This is a genomic window from Arthrobacter sp. V1I9 (assembly GCF_030817075.1).
In the GTDB taxonomy this organism is placed as follows: domain Bacteria; phylum Actinomycetota; class Actinomycetes; order Actinomycetales; family Micrococcaceae; genus Arthrobacter.
Genome location: NZ_JAUSYU010000001.1, coordinates 1,839,597 through 1,859,998, shown reverse-complemented (window position 1 = coordinate 1,859,998; position 20,402 = coordinate 1,839,597). Strand labels below are relative to the sequence as shown.

The 20,402-nt window shown below is 64.4% G+C and carries 18 protein-coding genes; 7 read left to right on the top strand and 11 right to left on the bottom strand.

What is annotated here, in order from left to right:
- Nucleotides 1-13: 13 nt before the first annotated feature.
- Nucleotides 14-1,753, bottom strand: coding sequence for a 2-isopropylmalate synthase (gene leuA / locus QFZ70_RS08860; protein ID WP_307094996.1), 1,740 nt, complete (start codon nucleotides 1,751-1,753; stop codon nucleotides 14-16).
- Between the two features lie 251 nt (nucleotides 1,754-2,004).
- On the opposite strand from leuA, the gene QFZ70_RS08855 reads away from it, so the two are divergent.
- The gene (locus QFZ70_RS08855; RefSeq protein WP_307094995.1) at nucleotides 2,005-3,957 is read left to right on the top strand and encodes a M13 family metallopeptidase; all 1,953 of its coding nucleotides are present in this window, start codon (nucleotides 2,005-2,007) and stop codon (nucleotides 3,955-3,957) included.
- Nucleotides 3,958-4,029: 72 nt separating this feature from the next.
- Here the strand turns inward: QFZ70_RS08855 and QFZ70_RS08850 are convergent, their stop codons facing one another.
- The 5 genes from QFZ70_RS08850 to QFZ70_RS08830 form a co-directional block, all read right to left on the bottom strand.
- Nucleotides 4,030-5,484 (bottom strand): LCP family protein, encoded by a 1,455-nt coding sequence (locus tag QFZ70_RS08850; protein WP_307097838.1) that lies wholly within the window; start codon nucleotides 5,482-5,484, stop codon nucleotides 4,030-4,032.
- A 216-nt stretch (nucleotides 5,485-5,700) separates the two neighbouring features.
- Complete coding sequence (era, locus tag QFZ70_RS08845; protein ID WP_307094994.1) at nucleotides 5,701-6,660, bottom strand: GTPase Era; 960 nt, start codon at nucleotides 6,658-6,660, stop codon at nucleotides 5,701-5,703.
- A complete protein-coding gene (locus tag QFZ70_RS08840) occupies nucleotides 6,644-7,975 on the bottom strand; it encodes a hemolysin family protein (protein ID WP_307094993.1) in 1,332 nt (443 codons plus the stop codon). The genes era and QFZ70_RS08840 overlap by 17 nt, the downstream gene beginning before the upstream one ends.
- A complete protein-coding gene (gene ybeY, locus QFZ70_RS08835; RefSeq protein ID WP_307094992.1) occupies nucleotides 7,972-8,445 on the bottom strand; it encodes an rRNA maturation RNase YbeY in 474 nt (157 codons plus the stop codon). Before ybeY ends, QFZ70_RS08840 begins: the two co-directional genes overlap by 4 nt.
- Nucleotides 8,442-9,530, bottom strand: coding sequence for a PhoH family protein (locus tag QFZ70_RS08830; RefSeq protein ID WP_307094991.1), 1,089 nt, complete (start codon nucleotides 9,528-9,530; stop codon nucleotides 8,442-8,444). Before QFZ70_RS08830 ends, ybeY begins: the two co-directional genes overlap by 4 nt.
- A gap of 357 nt (nucleotides 9,531-9,887) precedes the next feature.
- Between QFZ70_RS08830 and QFZ70_RS08825 the strand changes: the two genes are divergently transcribed.
- Nucleotides 9,888-10,847 (top strand): GerMN domain-containing protein, encoded by a 960-nt coding sequence (locus QFZ70_RS08825; protein ID WP_307094990.1) that lies wholly within the window; start codon nucleotides 9,888-9,890, stop codon nucleotides 10,845-10,847.
- Nucleotides 10,848-10,866: 19 nt separating this feature from the next.
- Here QFZ70_RS08825 and QFZ70_RS08820 read toward each other — a convergent pair whose 3' ends face one another.
- From QFZ70_RS08820 to hrcA, 3 genes are all read right to left on the bottom strand, one after another.
- Nucleotides 10,867-11,649 (bottom strand): 16S rRNA (uracil(1498)-N(3))-methyltransferase, encoded by a 783-nt coding sequence (locus tag QFZ70_RS08820; protein ID WP_307094989.1) that lies wholly within the window; start codon nucleotides 11,647-11,649, stop codon nucleotides 10,867-10,869.
- A gap of 2 nt (nucleotides 11,650-11,651) precedes the next feature.
- Nucleotides 11,652-12,779: a molecular chaperone DnaJ gene (gene dnaJ / locus QFZ70_RS08815; protein WP_307094988.1), complete on the bottom strand. Its 1,128-nt coding sequence runs from the start codon at nucleotides 12,777-12,779 to the stop codon at nucleotides 11,652-11,654.
- 79 nt (nucleotides 12,780-12,858) lie between these two features.
- Nucleotides 12,859-13,872: a heat-inducible transcriptional repressor HrcA gene (gene hrcA / locus QFZ70_RS08810; RefSeq protein ID WP_307094987.1), complete on the bottom strand. Its 1,014-nt coding sequence runs from the start codon at nucleotides 13,870-13,872 to the stop codon at nucleotides 12,859-12,861.
- Between the two features lie 175 nt (nucleotides 13,873-14,047).
- On the opposite strand from hrcA, the gene QFZ70_RS08805 reads away from it, so the two are divergent.
- The 3 genes from QFZ70_RS08805 (at nucleotide 14,048) to QFZ70_RS08795 (ending at nucleotide 16,039) form a co-directional block, all read left to right on the top strand.
- Complete coding sequence (locus QFZ70_RS08805) at nucleotides 14,048-14,902, top strand: DUF3097 domain-containing protein (RefSeq protein ID WP_307094986.1); 855 nt, start codon at nucleotides 14,048-14,050, stop codon at nucleotides 14,900-14,902.
- A gap of 156 nt (nucleotides 14,903-15,058) precedes the next feature.
- A complete protein-coding gene (locus QFZ70_RS08800; protein ID WP_307094985.1) occupies nucleotides 15,059-15,475 on the top strand; it encodes a DUF4870 domain-containing protein in 417 nt (138 codons plus the stop codon).
- Between the two features lie 60 nt (nucleotides 15,476-15,535).
- Nucleotides 15,536-16,039, top strand: a complete 504-nt coding sequence (locus tag QFZ70_RS08795; RefSeq protein WP_307094984.1) for a 2'-5' RNA ligase family protein — start codon at nucleotides 15,536-15,538, stop codon at nucleotides 16,037-16,039.
- Nucleotides 16,040-16,041: 2 nt separating this feature from the next.
- Here the strand turns inward: QFZ70_RS08795 and hemW are convergent, their stop codons facing one another.
- Together hemW and lepA are read right to left on the bottom strand one after the other, a co-directional pair.
- Nucleotides 16,042-17,271, bottom strand: coding sequence for a radical SAM family heme chaperone HemW (hemW, locus tag QFZ70_RS08790; protein ID WP_307094983.1), 1,230 nt, complete (start codon nucleotides 17,269-17,271; stop codon nucleotides 16,042-16,044).
- Nucleotides 17,272-17,307: 36 nt separating this feature from the next.
- Nucleotides 17,308-19,161, bottom strand: a complete 1,854-nt coding sequence (gene lepA, locus QFZ70_RS08785; RefSeq protein WP_307094982.1) for a translation elongation factor 4 — start codon at nucleotides 19,159-19,161, stop codon at nucleotides 17,308-17,310.
- Nucleotides 19,162-19,335: 174 nt separating this feature from the next.
- On the opposite strand from lepA, the gene QFZ70_RS08780 reads away from it, so the two are divergent.
- Together QFZ70_RS08780 and rpsT are read left to right on the top strand one after the other, a co-directional pair.
- Complete coding sequence (locus tag QFZ70_RS08780) at nucleotides 19,336-19,872, top strand: type II toxin-antitoxin system PemK/MazF family toxin (RefSeq protein WP_307094981.1); 537 nt, start codon at nucleotides 19,336-19,338, stop codon at nucleotides 19,870-19,872.
- Between the two features lie 169 nt (nucleotides 19,873-20,041).
- Complete coding sequence (gene rpsT / locus QFZ70_RS08775; RefSeq protein ID WP_011692086.1) at nucleotides 20,042-20,302, top strand: 30S ribosomal protein S20; 261 nt, start codon at nucleotides 20,042-20,044, stop codon at nucleotides 20,300-20,302.
- Nucleotides 20,303-20,402 lie beyond the last annotated feature (100 nt).

Below are 20,402 nucleotides of genomic sequence, written 5' to 3'. Positions count from 1 at the left end.
TTCGGCTAGCGCGTCAGGCCTGGGCGTCCCGGACAGCCCGGTTCACGGCAGAAATAACAGCCTTCAGGGAAGACATGCTGGTGTTGGCGTCAATGCCGACACCCCACAGCACGCGCTCCCCCACTGCGCACTCCACATAGGCGGCTGCCATCGCGTTGCCTCCCTCGGAAAGTGCGTGCTCGCTGTAGTCCAGCACCCGGACATCCATGCCGTCTTCGCGGAGGATGCTCAGCAGGGCGGCGATGGGGCCGTTTCCCGTGCCGGTGCGGCGGACCTGGACGCCGTCCACGGTGAGGGCGGCGTGAAGCGTCATGCCGCCGTCGTCATCCGTCTCGGTGCTGACGGAGCCCAGGGAGTAACGGCCCCACTGTCCGTCCGTCTTGCCGGAGGGCAGGTATTCGTCCTGGAAGACCTGCCACAGCTGCGCCCCGCTGACTTCGCCGCCCACCGTGTCCGTGCGCTTCTGGATAACACCGGAAAATTCGATCTGGGCGCGGCGCGGGAGGTCCAGGCTGTGCTCATTCTTGAGCAGGTAGGCAACGCCGCCCTTGCCGGACTGCGAGTTCACCCGGATAACAGCCTCGTAGCTGCGGCCCAGGTCCTTGGGATCAACCGGCAGGTACGGGACCTGCCAGGTGAAATCGGAGACGTCCTTGCCAGCAGCGGCTGCATCCCGTTCGAGGGCCTCGAAGCCTTTCTTGATGGCGTCCTGGTGCGAGCCCGAGAACGCGGTGAAGACGAGGTCCCCGCCGTAGGGCGACCGCTCGGCGACGGGCAGCTGGTTGCAGTACTCCACGGTGCGGCGGATATCGTCGATGTTGGAGAAATCGATCATGGGGTCGATGCCCTGCACGAAGAGGTTCAGGCCCAGGGTGACCAGGTCCACGTTGCCGGTCCGCTCGCCGTTGCCGAAGAGGCATCCTTCAATCCGGTCGGCCCCGGCCATGTAGCCCAATTCGGCGGCAGCAACGCCCGTTCCACGGTCGTTGTGGGGGTGAAGGGACAGGATGATGCCTTCCCGCGGGTGCAGGTGGCGGCTCATCCACTCAATCGAATCAGCGTAAACATTGGGAGTGGCCATCTCCACGGTGGCGGGCAGGTTGATGATGACCTGGCGGTCCGCAGAAGCCTCAAAAACATCGGCGACGGCGTTGCAGACCCGCACTGCATATTCGAGCTCAGTGCCGGTGAAGGACTCCGGGGAGTACTCGTAGGTCACGTGCGTGTCCACGAGGGTCTCTTCGTACTTTTTGCACAGCCGCGCACCCTGAAGCGCGATGTCCAGGATTCCGTCCTCATCCTGGTTGAAGACCACACGGCGCTGCAGGACGGAGGTGGAGTTGTAAAGGTGGACGATGGCCTGCTTGGCACCCACCAGGGACTCGTATGTCCGCTCGATCAGGTGCTCGCGGGCCTGGGTCAGGACCTGGATGGTGACGTCGTCCGGGATGTGGTTGCCCTCGATGAGCTGGCGGACGAAGTCGAAGTCCGTCTGGGACGCGGACGGGAAACCTACCTCGATCTCCTTGTAGCCCATACGGACCAGCAGATCGAACATCTTCATCTTGCGGGCCGGGCTCATGGGATCGATCAGCGCCTGGTTGCCGTCCCGCAGGTCAACTGCGCACCAGCGCGGGGCCTTGGTGATCACCTTGTCCGGCCACGTGCGGTCCGGCAGCTCAACTTTGATCTGGTCCTGGAACGGGGTGTAGCGGTGGGCGGGCATTCCGGAGGGCTTCTGTGCGTTTCGCATTACTATCGGGGCCTTTTCTGTGGTTCTTCTTTGAAAGGGTGGCCGGGCAACACAAACTCCGCAGCGAGGGTGGGCCTTGCGCTAGATCGCGTCTGAGGCCTCGCCGCGGCAGCTAAGAAGAAGAAGCTCTGCACGCACCATTTGAGAGTAACACGGGTGCGTAAGATGAAAGGGCAGTACCGTCCGTTACGTCCACCATGCAGACGCCGACCGGTATTTTGTCGGCGTCGTCTGCGTATAAAGGAGCTTTCGTGCCCATTTCGGGGATCGACCTGTCCACCTTTGATAACACCGTCCGGCCGCAGGATGACCTCTACCAGCACGTGAACGGCGCCTGGCTGAAGGCTACCGAAATTCCCGATGACCGGCCGCTCGAGGGCACCTTCACCGCTTTGCGGGATGGTTCTGAAATCGCAGTGCGGGACATCATCGAAGAAGCAGCGGCGAAGGGCGCGGCCGCCAGCGGCATCGAGCAGAAGGTCGGCGACCTCTACAACAGCTTTATGGACGAAGCCGCAGTCGAAGCCAAGGGCATGGAACCGGTCCGCCAGCGGCTTGCAGACGTTTTTGCCACCACTTCCGTGACGGACCTGGTTGCCCTCGCAGGCCGCCTGTTCCGGGCTGATGTAGGCGGACTCTTCTACATCTATCCCGCTCCGGACGCCGGCAACCCGGACAGGGTCCTTCTTTACACCGGCCAGGGCGGTCTCGGACTGCCCGACGAGTCCTACTACCGCGAAGAAAAGTTCGCACCGATGGTCACTGCCTATGGCGCACACGTCAAGACGATGCTCGGCCTGGCCGGCATTCCGGACGCGGATGCTGCTGCCGGGCGGGTGGTAGCGCTCGAGACCAGGCTGGCGTCCCACCACTGGGACAACGTCACTCTCCGGGACCCGCAAAAGACGTACAACCTGAAGACCGCGGACGAAGCCTCCGCCCTGTTCCCGCTGCTTCCCATCTGGTTCGACGCTGCAGGGATTGATGAGGAGAAGCGGCAGGAGATCGTGGTGAGCACTCCCCCGTTCTTCGACGGCGCAGCCGGCCTTCTCGAGTCCGAGCCGCTGGCCCACTGGCAGGAATGGCTCGCCATGCGGGTCGTCAGCGCCGCAGCCCCTTACCTCTCCTCGGCCTTCGTTGACGCCAACTTCGCGTTCTACGGGACCACCATCAGCGGCACCCCGCGGAACAAGGACCGCTGGAAGCGCGGCGTGGGCGTCGTGGAAGGCGGCCTCGGCGAAGCGGTGGGTCAGATCTATGTCGCGCGGCACTTCCCCGAAACACACAAGGCCCGCATGCAGGCGCTCGTCGCCAACCTTATTGAGGCATACCGCCGGAGTATTACCGCCGTCGGCTGGATGGGCGAGGACACAAAGGCCGAGGCACTGCGGAAGCTGGAGGGGTTCCGCGCGAAGATCGGTTACCCGGAAGAATGGATCGACTACTCCGCGGTGGACATCGACCCTACCGACCTGCTGGGCAACGTGGAAAGGGCACATAATGCCGACGTCGACCGGCACCTTGATGAGGTGGGCAAGCCGGTGGACCGCAACAAGTGGCTGATGACCCCGCAGACGGTCAACGCCTACTACCACCCCATGATGAACGAAATTGTCTTCCCGGCGGCGATCCTCCAGCCCCCGTTTTTTACTGCGGACGCGGATGACGCAGTGAACTATGGCGGCATCGGGGCAGTCATCGGGCACGAAATTGGCCACGGGTTTGACGACCAGGGGTCACAGTTCGACGGCGGCGGGGCGCTGCGGAACTGGTGGACCGACGAGGACCGCCAGGCCTTCGAAAAGCTCACCGCCAAACTGGTGGCGCAATACGATGCACTCTCCCCGTACGCTGCACCAGGACATAACGTCAACGGACGCCTCACGCTGGGCGAAAACATCGGCGACCTCGCCGGACTGGCCATCGCCTACAAGGCGTACCTGATCAGTCTCGACGGCAAGGAGCCCGAGATCCTGGACGGCCTCACGGGGCACCAGCGCTTCTTTGCGTCCTGGGCAGCAGGCTGGCGGCAGGTGATCCGGACCGAAGAGGCCATCCGCAGGCTGGCAACGGACCCGCACTCGCCCAACGAGTTCCGGACCAATGCGATCGCAAAGAACCTGGACGCCTTCCACGGCGCCTTTGAGGTCACCGACCAGGACGGCATGTGGATGCCACCGGAGGAGCGCGTCAGCATCTGGTGAGAACAAAACTGGGGCCCGCCGTTCTGACGTACGGCGGGCCCCACTTTATTAATCGCCCAGACGCAGTCTCGGCTAGCTGGGCACGATGAGGAACGGGTTGGCCTGCTGGCAGCGGGCGTCTCCGGCTGTCTGGTTGACGATGTCTTTCGGCAGCGCCACAGAGCCGCCGTAGGTGGCCCCGGACGTGAAGTCGGTACCCAGGTAAACCTGGACGCCCGACACTGCCGGAGCCGGCAGCACCTGCGCCGCCGGGATTTTAAGCTTCGCGGCAACGTCAACAGCAACGTCCTTATAGTCGGCGCCATAGTAGACAACGGACTGTTCCACGGCCGTCGCCTCAAACTGTGCCGCCTGCGTGAATCCGCCGGCGATCAGGGCCTGCACAATTTCCTGTGCCCGGCCTGGCACGCCGCTGCCGTTGGCCACCGTAACAGGCTGGATCGCCTTGTCGTAGGGCGGCAGCGGAGGGGCCGTTTCACTGGGAGCCGCCGTGGGTGGAGCAGTGGTTTTTGAGGGCGCAGGGGTGGCCGGCGCGGTGGGGTCGGTCAGGTCAATATCGTTCCGCATCGCGGCGAACAGTTGGGAACCGGCCGGTTCGGCCATCTGGAGCCTGTTCGGGTCAATAAGGGCGGGCGTGGTGGGAACCGACACAAACGCGACCTTGCTGATGTCGATGTCCTTGAGCCGGTTACCGATGGTGAGCAGGCTGGGAACTGACGCGAGTCCCTCGTCCACCGTCAGGTTCTGCGTGACGACATCGGCGATCCTCAGCATCTTGCCGGGGTCTGACAGGGTTCCCTCATCTTTGATCTTCCGGGTCAGGGAGGACAGGAACCCCTGCTGGGCCCGGATGCGTCCCAGGTCGCCGCCGTCGGCAAATGCGTGGCGGGTCCGCAGGAAGGCGAGGGCCATCTCACCCTCTACCGCGGACGTGCCTTTGGGGAGCCGGAGTCCGGAATCAGGGTCATGGACGGCGTCACTGATGCATACGTCCACGCCGCCCACTGCCTTGGACAGTTCCTTCACCGCATTGAAGTCCGCCATCATGAAGTGGTCCACTTCCAGTCCAGTCAGCTGGTTGACGGTGTCAACGGCGCAGCCAATACCGGCCTCGTTCATCGCTTCGTTGATCATCACACCGCTGCGGGCGGGAAAAGTCTTATTGGTCTGCCCGTCCGTGCACTCGGGAATGTCCACCAGCAGGTCGCGCGGGAAACTGATGACACTGACGCGCTTGTTGTCCTCGGAAATGTCCATCAGCATCATGACGTCGGATTTGCCATAGCCCTTCGAATCGTCCGCGGTGCCGTACCCGGCGTTCTTGCCGTCGCGGGTGTCCGATCCCAGGATCAGGATCTGCATCCGCCCGGTCGCTCCGCTGACCGGTTCGGCATTTACACCGCCCGCATTCAACGGAGCCTTGGAGATGTTGTTCTGGAGACGCAAAAACCAGAATCCCGCGAACGCGAGGGCTCCCACGAGGGCCACCGACAGCACGCCTGTGGTGATTTTCAACCACAGCGGCATCCTGCGGAGAGGGCCAAGGTGGCGGGCGGCCCCAACGGTGCCATCCTCCGCGTGCCGGGATACCGGTCCCCCTGCTGACACGTCAGCTCCGTTTTCGCGCTTATCGCGGCCTCGCCCCACGTGGTGAACCTTCCTCTAGATTCCGAATTCGGTCCATTTTAGTGGTCCAGGCTGGGAAATCCCCGGACCGGCCCCGCGGCCGTACGTATCAAACTGTCAGAAGCCCAGCTTGACCAGCTGTTTCGGATCCCGCTGCCAGTCCTTTGCCACCTTCACGTGCAGGTCAAGGTAGATGCGGGTCCCCAGCAGCGCCTCAATTCCCTTGCGTGCGTTCGTGCCCACTTCACGCAGCCGGCTGCCGCCTTTACCGATGATGATGGCCTTCTGGGACGGGCGTTCGACGTAAAGGTTCACGCGCACATCGAGCAGGGGGCTATCGTCCGGACGGTCCTCCCGGGGCACGATCTCTTCGACCACCACCGCCAGTGAATGCGGCAGTTCGTCGCGGACACCTTCCAGCGCCGCTTCCCGGATCAGTTCGGCGACCATAACGGCTTCCGGCTCGTCGGTCAGCTCGCCGTCCGGGTACAGCGGGGGCGACGGCGGCATGTGGCTGATCAGTACGTCAGCTACGGTTTTGACCTGGAAGCCGTCGGCGGCCGACACCGGAACAATGTCCTTCCAGCCTTCCTCCCCCAGCACTTCCCGCCCAAGCGCAGCCACAGCAAGCAGCTGCTCGGTCAGTGCCTGCCGGTCGACCAGATCCGCTTTGGTGACGATGGCAATAACAGGCTGGCGGCCAACAGCGGCGAGCTGGGCGGCGATGTACTTGTCGCCGGGTCCGATCTTTTCGTTGGCGGGCAGGCAGAACCCGATGGCGTCCACCTCCGCGAGCGTGTCCGCTACGAGGTCGTTCAGGCGCTTGCCCAGAAGGGTCCGGGGACGGTGCAGGCCCGGCGTGTCCACAAGGATCAGCTGCGCGTCCTCGCGGTGGACGATCCCGCGGATGGTGTGGCGGGTGGTCTGCGGCTTGGCGGAGGTAATAGCCACCTTCTTGCCCACCAGCGCGTTCGTCAGCGTGGACTTGCCGGCATTGGGGCGGCCCACCAGGACGGAAAACCCTGCCCGGAAGCCGCCGAAATCCTCGTCGCCTGCGGCCTTATTTTTCTTGCTCACGTGGAACTCCCTGCTGGGTTGCTTCCGCCTCCTGGAGGAGGTCTTCAAGGTCAGTGTCTACTTTTGGAACCTGCGCCGCAATGATGTGGCTGACACGGTTCCGTCGGCCCTCAAGCCTGTCGGCGCGCAGCGAGACCCCGTCAACTTCCACGCTGCTGCCGACGATGGGTACGCGGCCCAGCGCCTTGGCGAGGAGGCCGCCCACGGTGTCCACCTCGTCGTCGTCGAGCTCAATGTCAAAAAGCTCACCGAGGTCATCGATGCTCATCCGGGCGCTCACGCGGTAGGAGCCGTCGCCCAGCTCCACGGCCTCGGCGCTTTCGGTATCATACTCGTCAACGATTTCGCCCACGATCTCCTCGATCAGGTCCTCGAGCGTGACAAGTCCGGCGGTACCGCCATACTCGTCGATCACGATGGCCACGTGCGTGGATTCCTTCTGCAACTCCCGCAACAGGTCGCTGACCTGCTTCGATTCGGGCACATACCGCACCTCCCTGACCAGCGAATCCACCAGGGGCGGCTCCTCACCGGGGGCCAGCTCGTGGAGGACGGCCGCTACGTCCTTGAGGTAGACGATGCCGAGGATATGGTCCGTGTCTTCCCCGATGACGGGAATCCTGGAGTACCCCGAGCGCAGGAAGAGCGACATGGCGCGGTGCAGGCTTGAGCCTGCTTCGATGCTGAGGATGTCTGTGCGCGGCACCATTACGGCCCGGACCAGGGTGTCGCCGAAGTCAAAGACCGACTGGATCATCTCGGCCTCGGTGTCCTCGATCATGTCCGATTCGCTGGCCCGTTCCACGAGCTCACGGAATTCCTGCTCGCTGAAGAACGCCTCATCGCCGCCGGGCGCGCCAGGGGCTGCAGCACTTCCCAAGGCCACGAGCCACTTAGGGATGGGTCCCAGCACCCAGGTGAGGAAACGGATCATCGGTGCGGTGAAGCGAACGACGGCGGCCGAATGGAGCCTTCCGAGCTGGCGGGGAGAAACGCCTACGATGACGAATCCCAGGAGGGCCATGATGCCCGTTGCAGCCAGCCCGGCCAGCCAGATGTTGTCGAGCAGGCTGTACAGCAGGACAGCGACAGCGACCGCGGAGGCCGTCTCGAACCAGATGCGCCAGAACCGCAGCGCCCGGATGTGAGCCACGGGCTGCGCCAGGATCCGGCGCATGGCCGTGCCGCGGCTCTTCAGGAGTGCTTCTTCAGCGTCGTGCCGCGGGAGGAAGTTGAAGGCGGCCTCAGCCGCCGTCAGTACTGCCGCAATGCCCAGGAAAGCCAAGGCCATCGCGACCAGGAGCAAAGGGGTCACTGGGTGGTCTCGGCGGGCGCTTCTTTGCCGGTGAAGCCGGACAGGAGTTCGCGCTGGAGGCCGAACATCTCGGCCTTCTCCTCAGGCTCGGCATGGTCGTAGCCCAGCAGGTGCAGGATGCCGTGGGTGGTCAGCAGCAGCATTTCATCCTGCAGCGAGTGGCCTGCGTTGCCGGCCTGGACAGTGGCAACCTGCGGGCACACTGCGATGTCTCCGAGCATGCCCTGGGGTGTGGGCCGGTCCGGGGTGCCCGGAGTCAGCTCGTCCATCGGCACGGACAGCACGTCAGTGGAGCCGGGCTCATCCATCAGCTCAATGTGAAGCTTCTCCATCGCGGGCTCGTCCACCAGGAGGATGGACAACTCGGCCTGCGGATGAATGTAAAGCTGTTCGAAGATGTACCTGGATAGAGCAACAAGCTGCGATTCGTCCACCTGGATGCCGGACTCGTTGTTTACCTCGATGCTCACGCGTGTTCCCCCCGCTTTTCCCGGCTTGCGGAATGCTTGACCCGGCTGCGCTGGACGTCATCCCAGACGCTGTAGGCGTTGACGATATCGCCCACCAGGCGGTGCCGGACGACGTCGGCCGCGTCCAGGACGGAGAAGTTCACGTCGTCGATGCCCTGCAGGATCTCTTCCACAATTCGCAGGCCGGACCGGGTGCCGAAGGGCAGGTCCACCTGCGTGACGTCGCCCGTGACCACCATTTTGGATCCGAAGCCAAGCCTGGTGAGGAACATCTTCATCTGCTCGGGCGTGGTGTTCTGCGCCTCGTCAAGGATGATGAAGGCGTCGTTGAGGGTACGGCCACGCATGTAGGCCAGCGGCGCGACTTCGATGGTCCCCGCCGCCATGAGCCGCGGAATCGATTCCGGATCCATCATGTCGTGCAGGGCGTCGTACAGCGGACGCAGGTAAGGATCGATCTTGTCGCTCAGCGTGCCGGGAAGGAAACCAAGCCGCTCCCCAGCTTCGACTGCCGGGCGGGTCAGGATGATCCGGCTCACTTCCTTCTGCTGCAGGGCCTGGACCGCTTTGGCCATCGCCAGGTAGGTCTTGCCGGTTCCGGCGGGCCCGATTCCGAAGATGACGGTGTTGGCGTCGATGGCGTCAACGTAATTCTTCTGGTTCAGCGTTTTCGGACGTATTGTCTTGCCGCGGCTGGACAGGATGTCGTGGGTCAGCACATCCACGGGATTCTGCAGGGATTGGGTACGCAGAAGGGCCACGAGCTGCTGCAGCACGGCCGGGCTGATGACGGTACCGCGGGCAACGAGTCCGCGGACCTCGTGCAGGAGCCGCATGATCCGCGGCACGTCCGCCGCCGGACCGCTGATGGAGAGCTCGTTTCCCCTGACATGGAAATTGACGGCAGGGAACTGTTCCTCAATGAACCGCAACGCCTCGTCGTGGCTGCCCAGCGACTGAACCATCTGGTCGGAATTGTCGAAGAGGACTACTTCGGTACGGACGCCAGGGAGTGTGTGGGGAAACTCCCCTGCTGCGCCCTCGCCGGTGACAAGCCTGCGCTTTCCGTTAGCTGATTCAGTCATAGTGCTGGCCCGCAGGCCTGTGATCCCCTCGATGTCGAAACAGTAGCTGTTGGCTGGTTTGCGGCGGCTGCTGCCGTCGCTTCCAGCGGTACCTTCCATCCTACGCCAGCAGGCACTCCTGACCCCATACCGCACCAACGCGCTGCGTCCGCTCCGGCACGGGCACCACGCCTGTCCCGTCTTAGGTATCAACTTCATATCGGCCTTATATCGTTCCAGTTGCAGTTGGACGGCTCGGGGCAGCCCGGCACGAATGCTTCCCGTGGCTGTGCGATGCTGGAAATCCAGCCTGATGCTGGAGCACCAGGGCCGACCGGGGATCGGCCTAAACGACCAGGAAAGGACAGGGCAATCAAGTTGCCGGAAACCGCAGCGCCCCGCCGCGCCCGAGGAGCCTTCAACGGCGCCCGTTCGGCGGTCCTTGCCGGTCTCCTGGTGGTAATTCCTGCCCTTGCGGGCTGCATCGCCGAACCGGGCCCGGCCCCCACCGGCATACTGTCCGCCAGCCCCGCCGGCCCGGGAAGCACATCCGGCGCCCCCTCCACGAGCGCTCCCCTGGAAACCACCCAGTCCTCCAATAAGGCACCCGTCTACTGGATCGGCGGCAGCGACAGCAATGTCTTCCTTTACCGGGAGTTCCGGGACGTTCCCGAGCAGGAGAATCCCGTGACGCGGGCCTTGCGCGCCATGATGTCCGAAAAGCCGCTGGATCCCGACTTCTTTACCCCATGGCAGAACCCCAGCCAGCTGGCCACCTCGATTTCCGGCAAGGACGTCATCACGGTGGACGTCTCGGAAGATGCCTTCAACAGTAACCTCGACGCCGATATGGCCGCCCGGGCCATCCAGCAATTGGTGTATACAGCCACCGCGGCGGCCGCGAGCTCGGGGCTGATCGACTCCGGGCAGCAGATCCGGGTCCGGATCCTCGTGGACGGACACACCGACTACGTCGCCTTCAACCATGTACAGCTGGGTTCCCTCATGGCCCGCACCTCGGGACTGGTGGCTCCCGTCTGGATTATAGACCCCCAGGAAAACGTGGAAGTGGGCGACGGCAGTGTCAAGATCACCGGGCGAAGCACAGTGCCGGGAGGCAAGCTCCGCTGGCAGATCCTGCGGTCCGAGGAAGACGGGAACAAGACACCCTTCCTGACCGGGGAAACAACGGCAGCCGCGGATCCGGCCCAGGCGGGAGTGTTCACCCTCGCCCTTACCCTGCCTGAGGGTGACTTCGAGCTCCGGGTGGCCCAGACCTCAAATCCGGAAGGCCCGGAAGACGGCAACGAAGACACCCGGAGTTTCAGGGTCCGCTAGCCCCCGCTGTTACTGCAGCTCAAAGTACCGGCGCAGCCCAGCGGCCCAGAACGTCGCTGGCAAGAACGACGGCGGCGGGACCGGCCGTTGATGAGCGCAGCACATGGTGCCCCAGGAGGGCCGTCACGGCACCCTGGCCGCACAGCCGGGTAACTTCACGCTGGCTGATGCCGCCCTCGGGTCCTACGATCAGGAATACTTCCCGCACAGCTTCAGCAGCGCCCGTTTCCAGCCATGTTTCCAGGACCGCCCGCAAGGGGCGTACCGCGTCCTCGTGCAGGACAACGGCCAGGGCTGCCGTCTCGACGGCGGCGGCGAGGCCGGCGGTGTCGACGGCGGCCCGCACCTCGGGTATCCAGGCCCGGCGCGCCTGCTTGGCGGCGGCGGTGACAACGGACTGCCATTTCCCATGTGCCTTGGCTGCCCGGTCACCCTTCCACCGCACGATGGAACGTTCGGACTGCCAGGGAATAACGGCGTCAATCCCCAGTTCGGTGGCCGTCTCGATGGCAAGCTCGTCCCGGTCGCCCTTGGCCAGGGCCTGGACCAGCACGAGCCTGGTGAGTGGCCGGTCCTCAACAACCACGGACGCGCATGCCACTTCAAGTCCGGAGGAGGAAGCGGCTGTAACCTTGCCGCTCATCCGTGTACCGGCGCCGTCAACGATGTCCACCGCCTCGCCCGGAGAGAGCCGCTTAACCGTGACCGCGTGCCGCGCCTCGGCTCCCTCCAGGATAAAGACGCCGTCCGGCACCATCCGGTCCAGGGACCCGGGCGCGGTGAAAAAGACCGGGTTGCTCACCGCTACAGGTTACCGAGCCGGTCCCGGAGCTTGGCAAACATGCCGCCGCTGGCAGCAAGCTTTCCCTCCGTGATCTGCTCGCCGCGGAGTTTGGCGAGCTGGCGCAGCAGGTCTTCCTGCGCCGCATCAAGCTTGGCGGGCGTCTCGACCTGGAGATGGACCTTCAGGTCACCGCGGCCGTACCCGCGCAGGTGGGTGACGCCCAGGCCGCGCAGGGTGATGATCTCTCCGGACTGCGTGCCGGCCTTCACATCGATCTCCTGGGCCCCGTCGAAGGTTTCGAGGGTCACGTCGGTGCCCAGGGCGGCTGCTGTCATGGGGATGTTGAGGGTGGCGTGCAGGTCGTCACCTTCCCGGACGTACGTGGCGTCGTTGTTGACGCGGATCTCCACGTAGAGATCGCCGGCGGGGCCACCGGCGGGACCTGCTTCGCCCTGGCCCGAGAGCTGGATGCGTGTCCCGGTGGCGACGCCGGCAGGAACCTTAATGGTCAGGGAACGGCGGCTGCGGATGCGGCCCTGTCCGCTGCACTCGTTGCACGGGTCCTTGATAACGGTTCCAAAACCTTCGCAGGTGCCGCACGGAGCGGCAGTCATGACCTGGCCAAGGATTGAACGCACGGCCCTCTGGACCTGGCCGCTGCCGCCGCAGATATCGCAGCGCTCGGGGTGGGTTCCGGGCTGGCAGCATGAGCCCTCACAGGTGGGGCAGACCACCGCCGTGTCCACTTCGAGCTTCTTGTTGACTCCGAACACGGCGTCGCGGAGCTCGATCCGGACGCTGATGAGCGCATCCTGCCCGCGCCGGACCCGCGACGCAGGACCGGTAGTGCCGCCCGCGCCAAAGAAGGTGTCGAAGATGTCCTGGAAGGCGAAGCCCTGCCCGGCGTACGCTCCCCCGCCGAATCCGTTGTCCGTGCCGTTTTCGTTTCCGGTGGTGTCATAGACCCGCCGCTTCTGGGGATCCGAGAGGACTTCATAGGCATGGGTCACTGCCTTGAAGCGGTCCGCAACATCCTCACCGGGATTGACGTCCGGGTGAAGGGTCCGGGCCAGCTTTCGGTAGGCCTTCTTGATCTCTTCCCCGGTGGCATCCGGTGCGACTCCAAGGACTTCGTAGTGGCTGCTCAAAGTTAGTATCTCTTCCTTGTTGTTCTGCCTGCAGTCGAACTGCATACACTGCTGTGCGCCCTGGGGCGCTGAACTGTGGTCAGGGTCCCAGAATCCGTGACAGGTAACGGGCCACAGCCCTGACTGCCGCCATGGTGGTGGGGTAGTCCATTCTGGTGGGACCCAGCACGCCAATCTTGGCGACGCTGTCCGGGCCATAGCCCGTTGCGACGACGGAAGCCTCCGCCAGGCCGTCGTATGGGTTTTCGCGGCCGATGCTCACGGCCACTCCGCGGTGGTCCTGTGCCATCTCGCTTAGCAGGCGGAGCATCACCACCTGCTCCTCGAGCGCCTCCAGCACCGGCCCGATGCTTAGCGGAAAGTCAACGTTGGAACGGGCCAGGTTGGCCGTGCCGGCCATCACCATCCGGTCTTCCCGGCTGCTGTGGGCCAGGCCCTCCAGCCCGTGCGCCAGCGCCTGGGCTGCCTGCCGCTGCCCGGGGGCTACGCCGGACACCACTGCGGGCAGTGACTGCCCAAGCTGGGCCAAGGGAGTGCCGGCGAGGGATCCAAGGAATTGGCCGCGCAGCGCAGCGATCGCGTCGTCAGCCAGGTCCTGCCCGACGTCGATGACCCGCTGTTCAACCTTGCCGCTGTTGGCAATCAGCACCACCAACACCTTCCGAGGGGCAAGGAGAACGAATTCGATGTGTCGGACCAGTGCTCGGTTAACGTGCGGATACTGGACGACGGCCACCTGGTTTGTCAGCTGGGACAACAGCCGGACGGTGCGTTCCAGGACGTCGTCGAGGTCATCTGCGCCTTCCAGCAGTGACTGGATGGCCCGCCGCTCCGCCTGGGACAGCGGCTTCACCGCGGAAATCTGGTCGACGAAGAGCCGGTAGCCTTTGTCCGTGGGGATGCGGCCCGCGCTGGTGTGCGGGGCGGTAATCAGTCCTTCGTCCTCAAGCGCGGCCATGTCATTGCGAATGGTGGCGCTGGAAACGCCGAGATGGTGACGCTCCACGAGGGCCTTGGACCCCACCGGCTCGCGGGAGTGGACGTAGTCCTCCACGATCGCCCGCAGTACTTCCAGTTTGCGCGGCTCGCTCACACTCCACCTCCATCAAGGGTTCAGGGCAGCCGTTCCGCCCGCACCGTGTGTCTACAGGGGTTAGCACTCGACATGCCTAAGTGCTAACAGTCTATTATGACTCGCCTCGTTGTTAGCATTGGTACCGCTCCGGGCGAAATTCCGGGCCAGGACCAGCACGAGGCGGAGTGATTCCATGCATTACCAGAACTGGGGAGCCCAGGACCTGTCCGCACCTGCCAGGGCGCAACTGCCCGAGGTGCCCGTGGAGCGTGGCATGGTGCTGGAAGACGTCCAGTCCGGGTGGGTTGGCGCGGTAACCCGGGTGGAGAAGTCGGGAGGAATGCACGTGGTGGCACTGGAAGACCGCCGCGGCAAGTCCAGGTCCTTCCGGCTGGGATTCGGGTTCCTCCTTGAAGGCCAGGCAATCCGCCTGATGCCCCCGGCCCCGCGGCTGCCGGCGGGGCCGGGCACCGCAGGCGGCAGGACGGCGTCGGGTTCTGTCCGTGTGGCAGGGCAGCGAGCACAGGTTGCCAAGGCGAGCCGCATCTGGGTAGAGGGAAAACACGACGCCGAACTTGTCGAGAAGGTGTGGGGCGATGACCTCCGGGTGGAGGGCATCGTCGTAGAACCGCTCCACGGCATTGATGACCTCGCTGCCGCCGTGGCCGATTTCAGGCCGGGGCCGGGCAGGCGCCTGGGAGTGCTTGTGGACCACCTGGTACCCGACTCAAAGGAGTCCCGCATCGCCGGATCGGTAATGGCCTCTCCCGGCGCTGCGGGGAATGTGCTGATCGTCGGACACCCCTACGTTGACGTGTGGCAGGCCATCCGCCCTGCTGTCCTTGGCATCGAGAAGTGGCCGGTAGTGCCGCGCGGCCAGGACTGGAAGACCGGCGTCCTCGCCGCCTTTGGCTGGCCGCACGAGACGAAAGAGGACATCGGCCTGGGGTGGCAGAAGCTGCTGGGAGCCGTCCGCAGTTACGCCGACCTGGAAGCGTCCCTGCTGGGCAGGGTGGAAGAAGTCATTGATTTCCTCACAGTCCCCTAGCATTGGGCGGGCCGGATTAGCGCTCCCGCCGGTGGGTGAGGTCAGCTAATACCGCTGCACCCAGTATTCTTGGTACAGCGGTGTCTGCGATGGCAGGACCCCGCAGCAGACATGGCACTCCTAGTCAGCACCATTGCACTTCAGAAGGAACAGACTGTGGCAGAAAACGCGCGTGATCACAGGGACAGCCAGGGCCAGGGCGGTTCGGAGTACCACGGCGTTCCGGCGAATGCGCTGCCCCTGACGGCAAGCGAAGACCGGCAGTGGGCTACGCTGGCCCACTTCGGCGGCATTTTGGGTTGCGTTCCTTCGCTGCTGATCTACCTGATCTTCCGTGACCGCGGCCCGTTTACGGCGCAGGAGTCAAAGGAAGCGCTGAACTTCAGCCTGCCGCCCACCATCGCGGCAGTGGTTGCCAACATCCTGGTCTTCGTGCCTGTGATCGGCAACGTCTTTGCCGTCATCGCCACACTGATCTGGATCGGCCTGACATGCTTCTCGGTGGCCGCCGGCATCCACGTCAACAAGGGCCAACCGCACCGTTACCCGTACAACCTGCGCTGGATCAAGTAGCGCAGGGAGGCTTCGGGCCTTCCGGAAGAACCTGACGCCAGCGTCCGGCATGATGGGTGCATGCGCAGCGTCGAGTTGACCTTCGGAGAATCCATCGATTCTTCAATCAGAACGGACTGGGCCCGGCTCGCGGAAGCCGGGCTGCCGAGCCTTGCCGCGCACACCTCACCGAGCAACAGGCCGCACATTACGCTGGCCGCCGGCACCGCTCTGGACGTCGGGTCCGTGCAGGATCTGTGGGGTGGGCTTCCGCTCGACATCAAGTTTTCCGGCCTGGTGGTCTTCCCCGCGGGTCCCGGCAAGTACGTGCTGGCCCGCCTGGTTGTGCCGGCGGCGGGTTTGCTCGAACTGCACGCGCAGCTGCATCAGCGGTGTGCCGGCGCCTATGAAAACACCCTGCCGGACGCCTGGACGCCACACGTCACCCTCGCGCGCCGGATCCCCGGTAACCTGCTGGGCCCCGCCATGGATGCCTTGGATGGGCGGACAGAAGGGCAATGCATCGAGGCCCGCCTCTGGGACAGCTCCACCAGGACCACCACCCCCCTCGGCGGCTCCCCGTAAATCTAAGCGGGAAGTACGCGGCGGACAACAGCATCCGCCAGGAGCCTGCCTTTGAGGGTGAGGACGAGCCGCCCCCAGAAAGCGGCGTGCGGTTCCACCAGTCCGTCCGCGATCAGGCTTGCGACCTGGTGTCGCCCTTCAGCGCCAAGGGCAGAAACCTCCAGGCCGGACTGCAGCCGCGCCTCGAGCATTACCCGCTCCACGTTCCGGGTTTCCGGATCCAGCGTTTCCCTCCCGGCAGCGGGCGACAGTCCCTGCGCCAGGCGGCCGGCATAGGCCGTGGGGTGTTTGACGTTCCACCAGCGGACTCCCCCCACATGCGAATGCGCGCCCGGGCCGATACCCCACCAGTCATCGCCGCGCCAGTAGGCAAGGTTGTGGCGGCACGCCTGCTCCGGGGTGCGCGACCAGTTGCTGACCTCGTACCAGCCGAGGCCTGCCTCGGTGATCAACTGGTCGGCAAGCTCATACTTGTCGGCGTGGTCGTCGTCGTCGATTCCGGGGACCTCACCACGGCGGATCTGGGCGGCGAGCTTCGTGCCGTCCTCCACGATCAGAGCGTACGCGCTGATGTGGTCAGGCTCGTAGGACAGGGCGGTCTCCAACGAGCACCGCCAGTCGGCGAGGGATTCCCCCGGTGTTCCGTAGATCAGGTCCAGGCTGACTGCGAGGCCGGCCTCGCGTGCCCATTGAACCACTTGCGGGACCCGACTGGGCGTGTGGGTACGGTCAAGCACCTTGAGGACGTGCGGGACGGCGGACTGCATGCCAAAGGAGACCCGGGTGAAGCCGGCGTCCTTGAGGATGGCGAGGGATTCCGGCGTTACGGAATCGGGGTTGGCCTCCGTGGTGACCTCAGCGCCGTCGTCAATTCCCCATTGCTCGATGGCCCTCCGGAGGATCAGTGCGAGATCTTCCGCGGGAAGCAGGGTGGGTGTGCCGCCGCCGAAGAACACTGTGCTCAGCTTCCGGGCGGGAAGGCCGGATTCGGCCAGCACTCGGGCCGCCATCGATACCTCCGCGGCAGCCGTGCCGGCATACGCGTCCTGGGAGGCGCCGCCGCCGAGCTCCGTTGCGGTGTAGGTGTTGAAGTCGCAGTAGCCGCAGCGCACCGCGCAGAACGGAATGTGCACATACAGTCCGAACGCCCGGTCCACCGAACCGTCCACTGCCTGGGCAGGCAGCAGACCGTCCGACGGCGCCGGGTCGCCGAGGGGAAGAGTGCTAGGCATTGCAAGGGCCCCCGGTGTTGCCGGACGCGTTGTTCACTACTTCTTGGCCTTGTCCTTGGACTCGTCGGTGGTGAGGGCGGCGATGAAGGCTTCCTGGGGGACCTCGACGCGGCCCACCATCTTCATGCGCTTCTTGCCTTCCTTCTGTTTCTCCAGCAACTTGCGCTTACGGGAGATGTCGCCGCCGTAGCACTTGGCCAGGACGTCCTTGCGGATGGCGCGGATGCTTTCCCGGGCGATGATCCTGGAGCCAATAGCGGCCTGGATGGGCACCTCGAACTGCTGGCGTGGAATGAGCTCGCGCAGCTTGGTGGTCATCATGACCCCGTAGGAGTAAGCCTTGTCGCGGTGTGTGATGGCGGAAAAGGCATCCACCTGCTCGCCCTGGAGCATAATATCCACCTTCACCAGATCGGCCACCTGCTCGCCGTCGGCCTTCCAGTCCAGGGAACCGTAGCCACGGGTCTTGGACTTGAGGATGTCGAAAAAGTCGAACACGATCTCGGCCAGCGGCAGGCGGTACCGGATTTCCACCCTGTCCTCGGACAGGTAGTCCATGCCGCCCATAACGCCGCGTCGGCTCTGGCACAGTTCCATGATGGCGCCGACGAATTCGTTGGGGGCCAGGATGGTGGCAGACACCATCGGTTCACGGACCTCGGAGATTTTGCCGGAGGGGTATTCGCTGGGGTTGGTCACGTGGACCACCTTTTTGTCCTCCAGCGTTACCTCGTACTCCACGTTGGGGGCGGTGGAGATCAGGTCCAGGTTGTACTCGCGTTCGAGGCGCTCGCGGGTGATTTCCAGGTGCAGCAGTCCGAGGAAGCCTACGCGGAATCCGAAGCCCAACGCCGCGGAAGTTTCCGGCTCGTACACCAGGGCAGCATCGTTGAGCATCAGCTTTTCCAGTGCATCGCGCAGCACGGGATAGTCCGTGCCGTCCAACGGATACAGGCCGGAGAAGACCATCGGCTTGGCATCGGCGTAGCCGGGAAGCGAATCGGCGGCCGGCTTGGCGAGGTTGGTGACGGTGTCGCCCACCTTGGACAGGCGGACATCCTTCACACCCGTGATGAGGTAGCCCACTTCGCCGACGCCCAGGCCCTTGGAAGGGGTGGGTTCGGGGGAGCTGACCCCGATCTCGAGGAGTTCGTGGGTGGCCCGGGTGGACATCATCTGGATGCGTTCGCGGGGATGCAGCATCCCATCCACTACGCGGACGTAGGTGACCACACCGCGGTAGGTGTCATACACAGAGTCGAAGATCATGGCGCGGGCGGGCGCATTCGCATCACCCTCCGGCGCCGGCAGGTCGCGGACGATCTTGTCGAGCAGCGCTTCAACGCCCATTCCGGTCTTGCCCGAAACACGCAGGACGTCCTCCGGGTCCCCGCCGATGAGGCTGGCCAGTTCCGCCGCATACTTCTCGGGCTGGGCAGCCGGGAGGTCGATCTTGTTCAGGACCGGGATGATCGTGAGGTTGTTTTCCATGGCCAGGTACAGGTTGGCGAGGGTCTGGGCCTCAATACCCTGCGCTGCGTCGACCAGGAGGATGGCTCCTTCGCAGGCCGCCAGGGAGCGGGAAACCTCGTAGGTGAAGTCCACGTGGCCAGGGGTGTCGATCATGTTCAGCGCGTAGCTGGTGCCCTCGAGTTCCCACGGCATGCGGACAGCCTGGGACTTGATGGTGATGCCGCGCTCACGCTCGATGTCCATGCGATCCAGGTACTGGGCCTTCATGTCGCGGGACTGCACGACGCCGGTGAACTGCAGCATGCGGTCGGCCAGGGTGGACTTGCCGTGGTCAATGTGCGCGATGATGCAGAAGTTCCGAATGATGGCCGGATCTGTCGCGGCGGGCACCGGGGCGGTGCGGGCCATGGGAGACACGCAGGGTCCTTACTGTTGGCATTCACGCGGGCGCCGCCAGGACGCACGAAGGGCACCCTGCGGACGCGCCGCACATCTGGAACCTCAAGTGTCCCACGTCCGGGCAGGTGGCACTGCATTACGCGCCCTTTGATGTTCCATGCCTGCGATGGAAGCCGACGCTAGGGTTGCTGGATGGCTATCAACTTCCGATTTCTGGCAAACGCCGTCAAAGCCGGCCTTCGCGTGCTGCAGAAGCCGGGCAGGAGCACACCGGCCGGCACCCCCGGCCCAGCGCGCCGCGCACCCTCCGCCGCCAGTCAGGGGACCGGACAGTACCCCGGCGACTTTCAACGCCAGTTCGCCATTCGTTACGCACCGCAGCGGGACGGCGAGCCGGATCCGGGTGAGGTGGTGTGGGCCTGGGTCCCCTACGAGGAGGACCACACACGCGGAAAGGACCGTCCGGTGCTGTTGGTGGGCCAAAGCGGCGGGTACCTTCTTGGGCTGATGCTCACCAGTAAGGACCGGACGCCCGGTTTGGGAGCATCAGCAGACTATGTGGACATCGGCACCGGCGGATGGGACCGGAAGGGCCGGCCCAGCGAAGCCCGGCTGGACCGAATTGTTCAGCTTCGGCCGGACGGCATCCGGCGGGAAGGCGCCGTGCTGGACCGTGAACGGTTTGAACGGGTGGCTGATGGGCTGCGCCGGCGACACGGCTGGAGTTAGCTGCCCAAATGGCCAGCCCTGCGCCTGACCTGCTATTCTTTATAGCTGTGTGTCCGTGCAGGTCGACGGCCACTGATGGTTGGCCGCCATAGGTATCCCCACGCCGCTCAGTCAATGGCCAATCTGAAAGCCCTCTAGACCATTTCCGCATTAAAAAGAGAGTTCACACGTGGCGAATATCAAGTCCCAGAAGAAGCGCATCCTCACCAACGAGAAGGCACGCCTGCGCAACAACGCAGTCAAGTCCGAGCTGAAGACGGCCATCCGCGCCGTCAACACCGCCGTTGAGTCCACGGACAAGGATGCAGCTGCTGCTGCCCTGGTTGCTGCCAGCCGCAAGCTGGACAAGGCTGTCAGCAAGGGTGTTCTGCACAAGAACAACGCAGCTAACCGCAAGTCGGCGATCTCCAAGAAGGTCAACGCACTGTAAGGTTTCCAGTTCCTCGAACTGATGGTTGTGGCCGGTACCGGTTGGTACCGGCCACACATCTTTAACCACCGGGGTGCGGTTTCCGGTTACGCCGCTTGTT

What these genes read in the sequence shown, in the direction of transcription:
- QFZ70_RS08805 (WP_307094986.1), top strand. Translation starts at nt 14,048, where the DNA reads ATGCATTACCAGAACTGGGGAGCCCAGGACCTGTCCGCACCTGCCAGG.
- hemW (WP_307094983.1), bottom strand. Translation starts at nt 17,271, where the DNA reads ATGCCTAGCACTCTTCCCCTCGGCGACCCGGCGCCGTCGGACGGTCTG.
- leuA (WP_307094996.1), bottom strand. Translation starts at nt 1,753, where the DNA reads ATGCGAAACGCACAGAAGCCCTCCGGAATGCCCGCCCACCGCTACACC.
- QFZ70_RS08795 (WP_307094984.1), top strand. Translation starts at nt 15,536, where the DNA reads ATGCGCAGCGTCGAGTTGACCTTCGGAGAATCCATCGATTCTTCAATC.
- QFZ70_RS08780 (WP_307094981.1), top strand. Translation starts at nt 19,336, where the DNA reads ATGGCTATCAACTTCCGATTTCTGGCAAACGCCGTCAAAGCCGGCCTT.
- QFZ70_RS08830 (WP_307094991.1), bottom strand. Translation starts at nt 9,530, where the DNA reads ATGACTGAATCAGCTAACGGAAAGCGCAGGCTTGTCACCGGCGAGGGC.
- QFZ70_RS08850 (WP_307097838.1), bottom strand. Translation starts at nt 5,484, where the DNA reads ATGCCGCTGTGGTTGAAAATCACCACAGGCGTGCTGTCGGTGGCCCTC.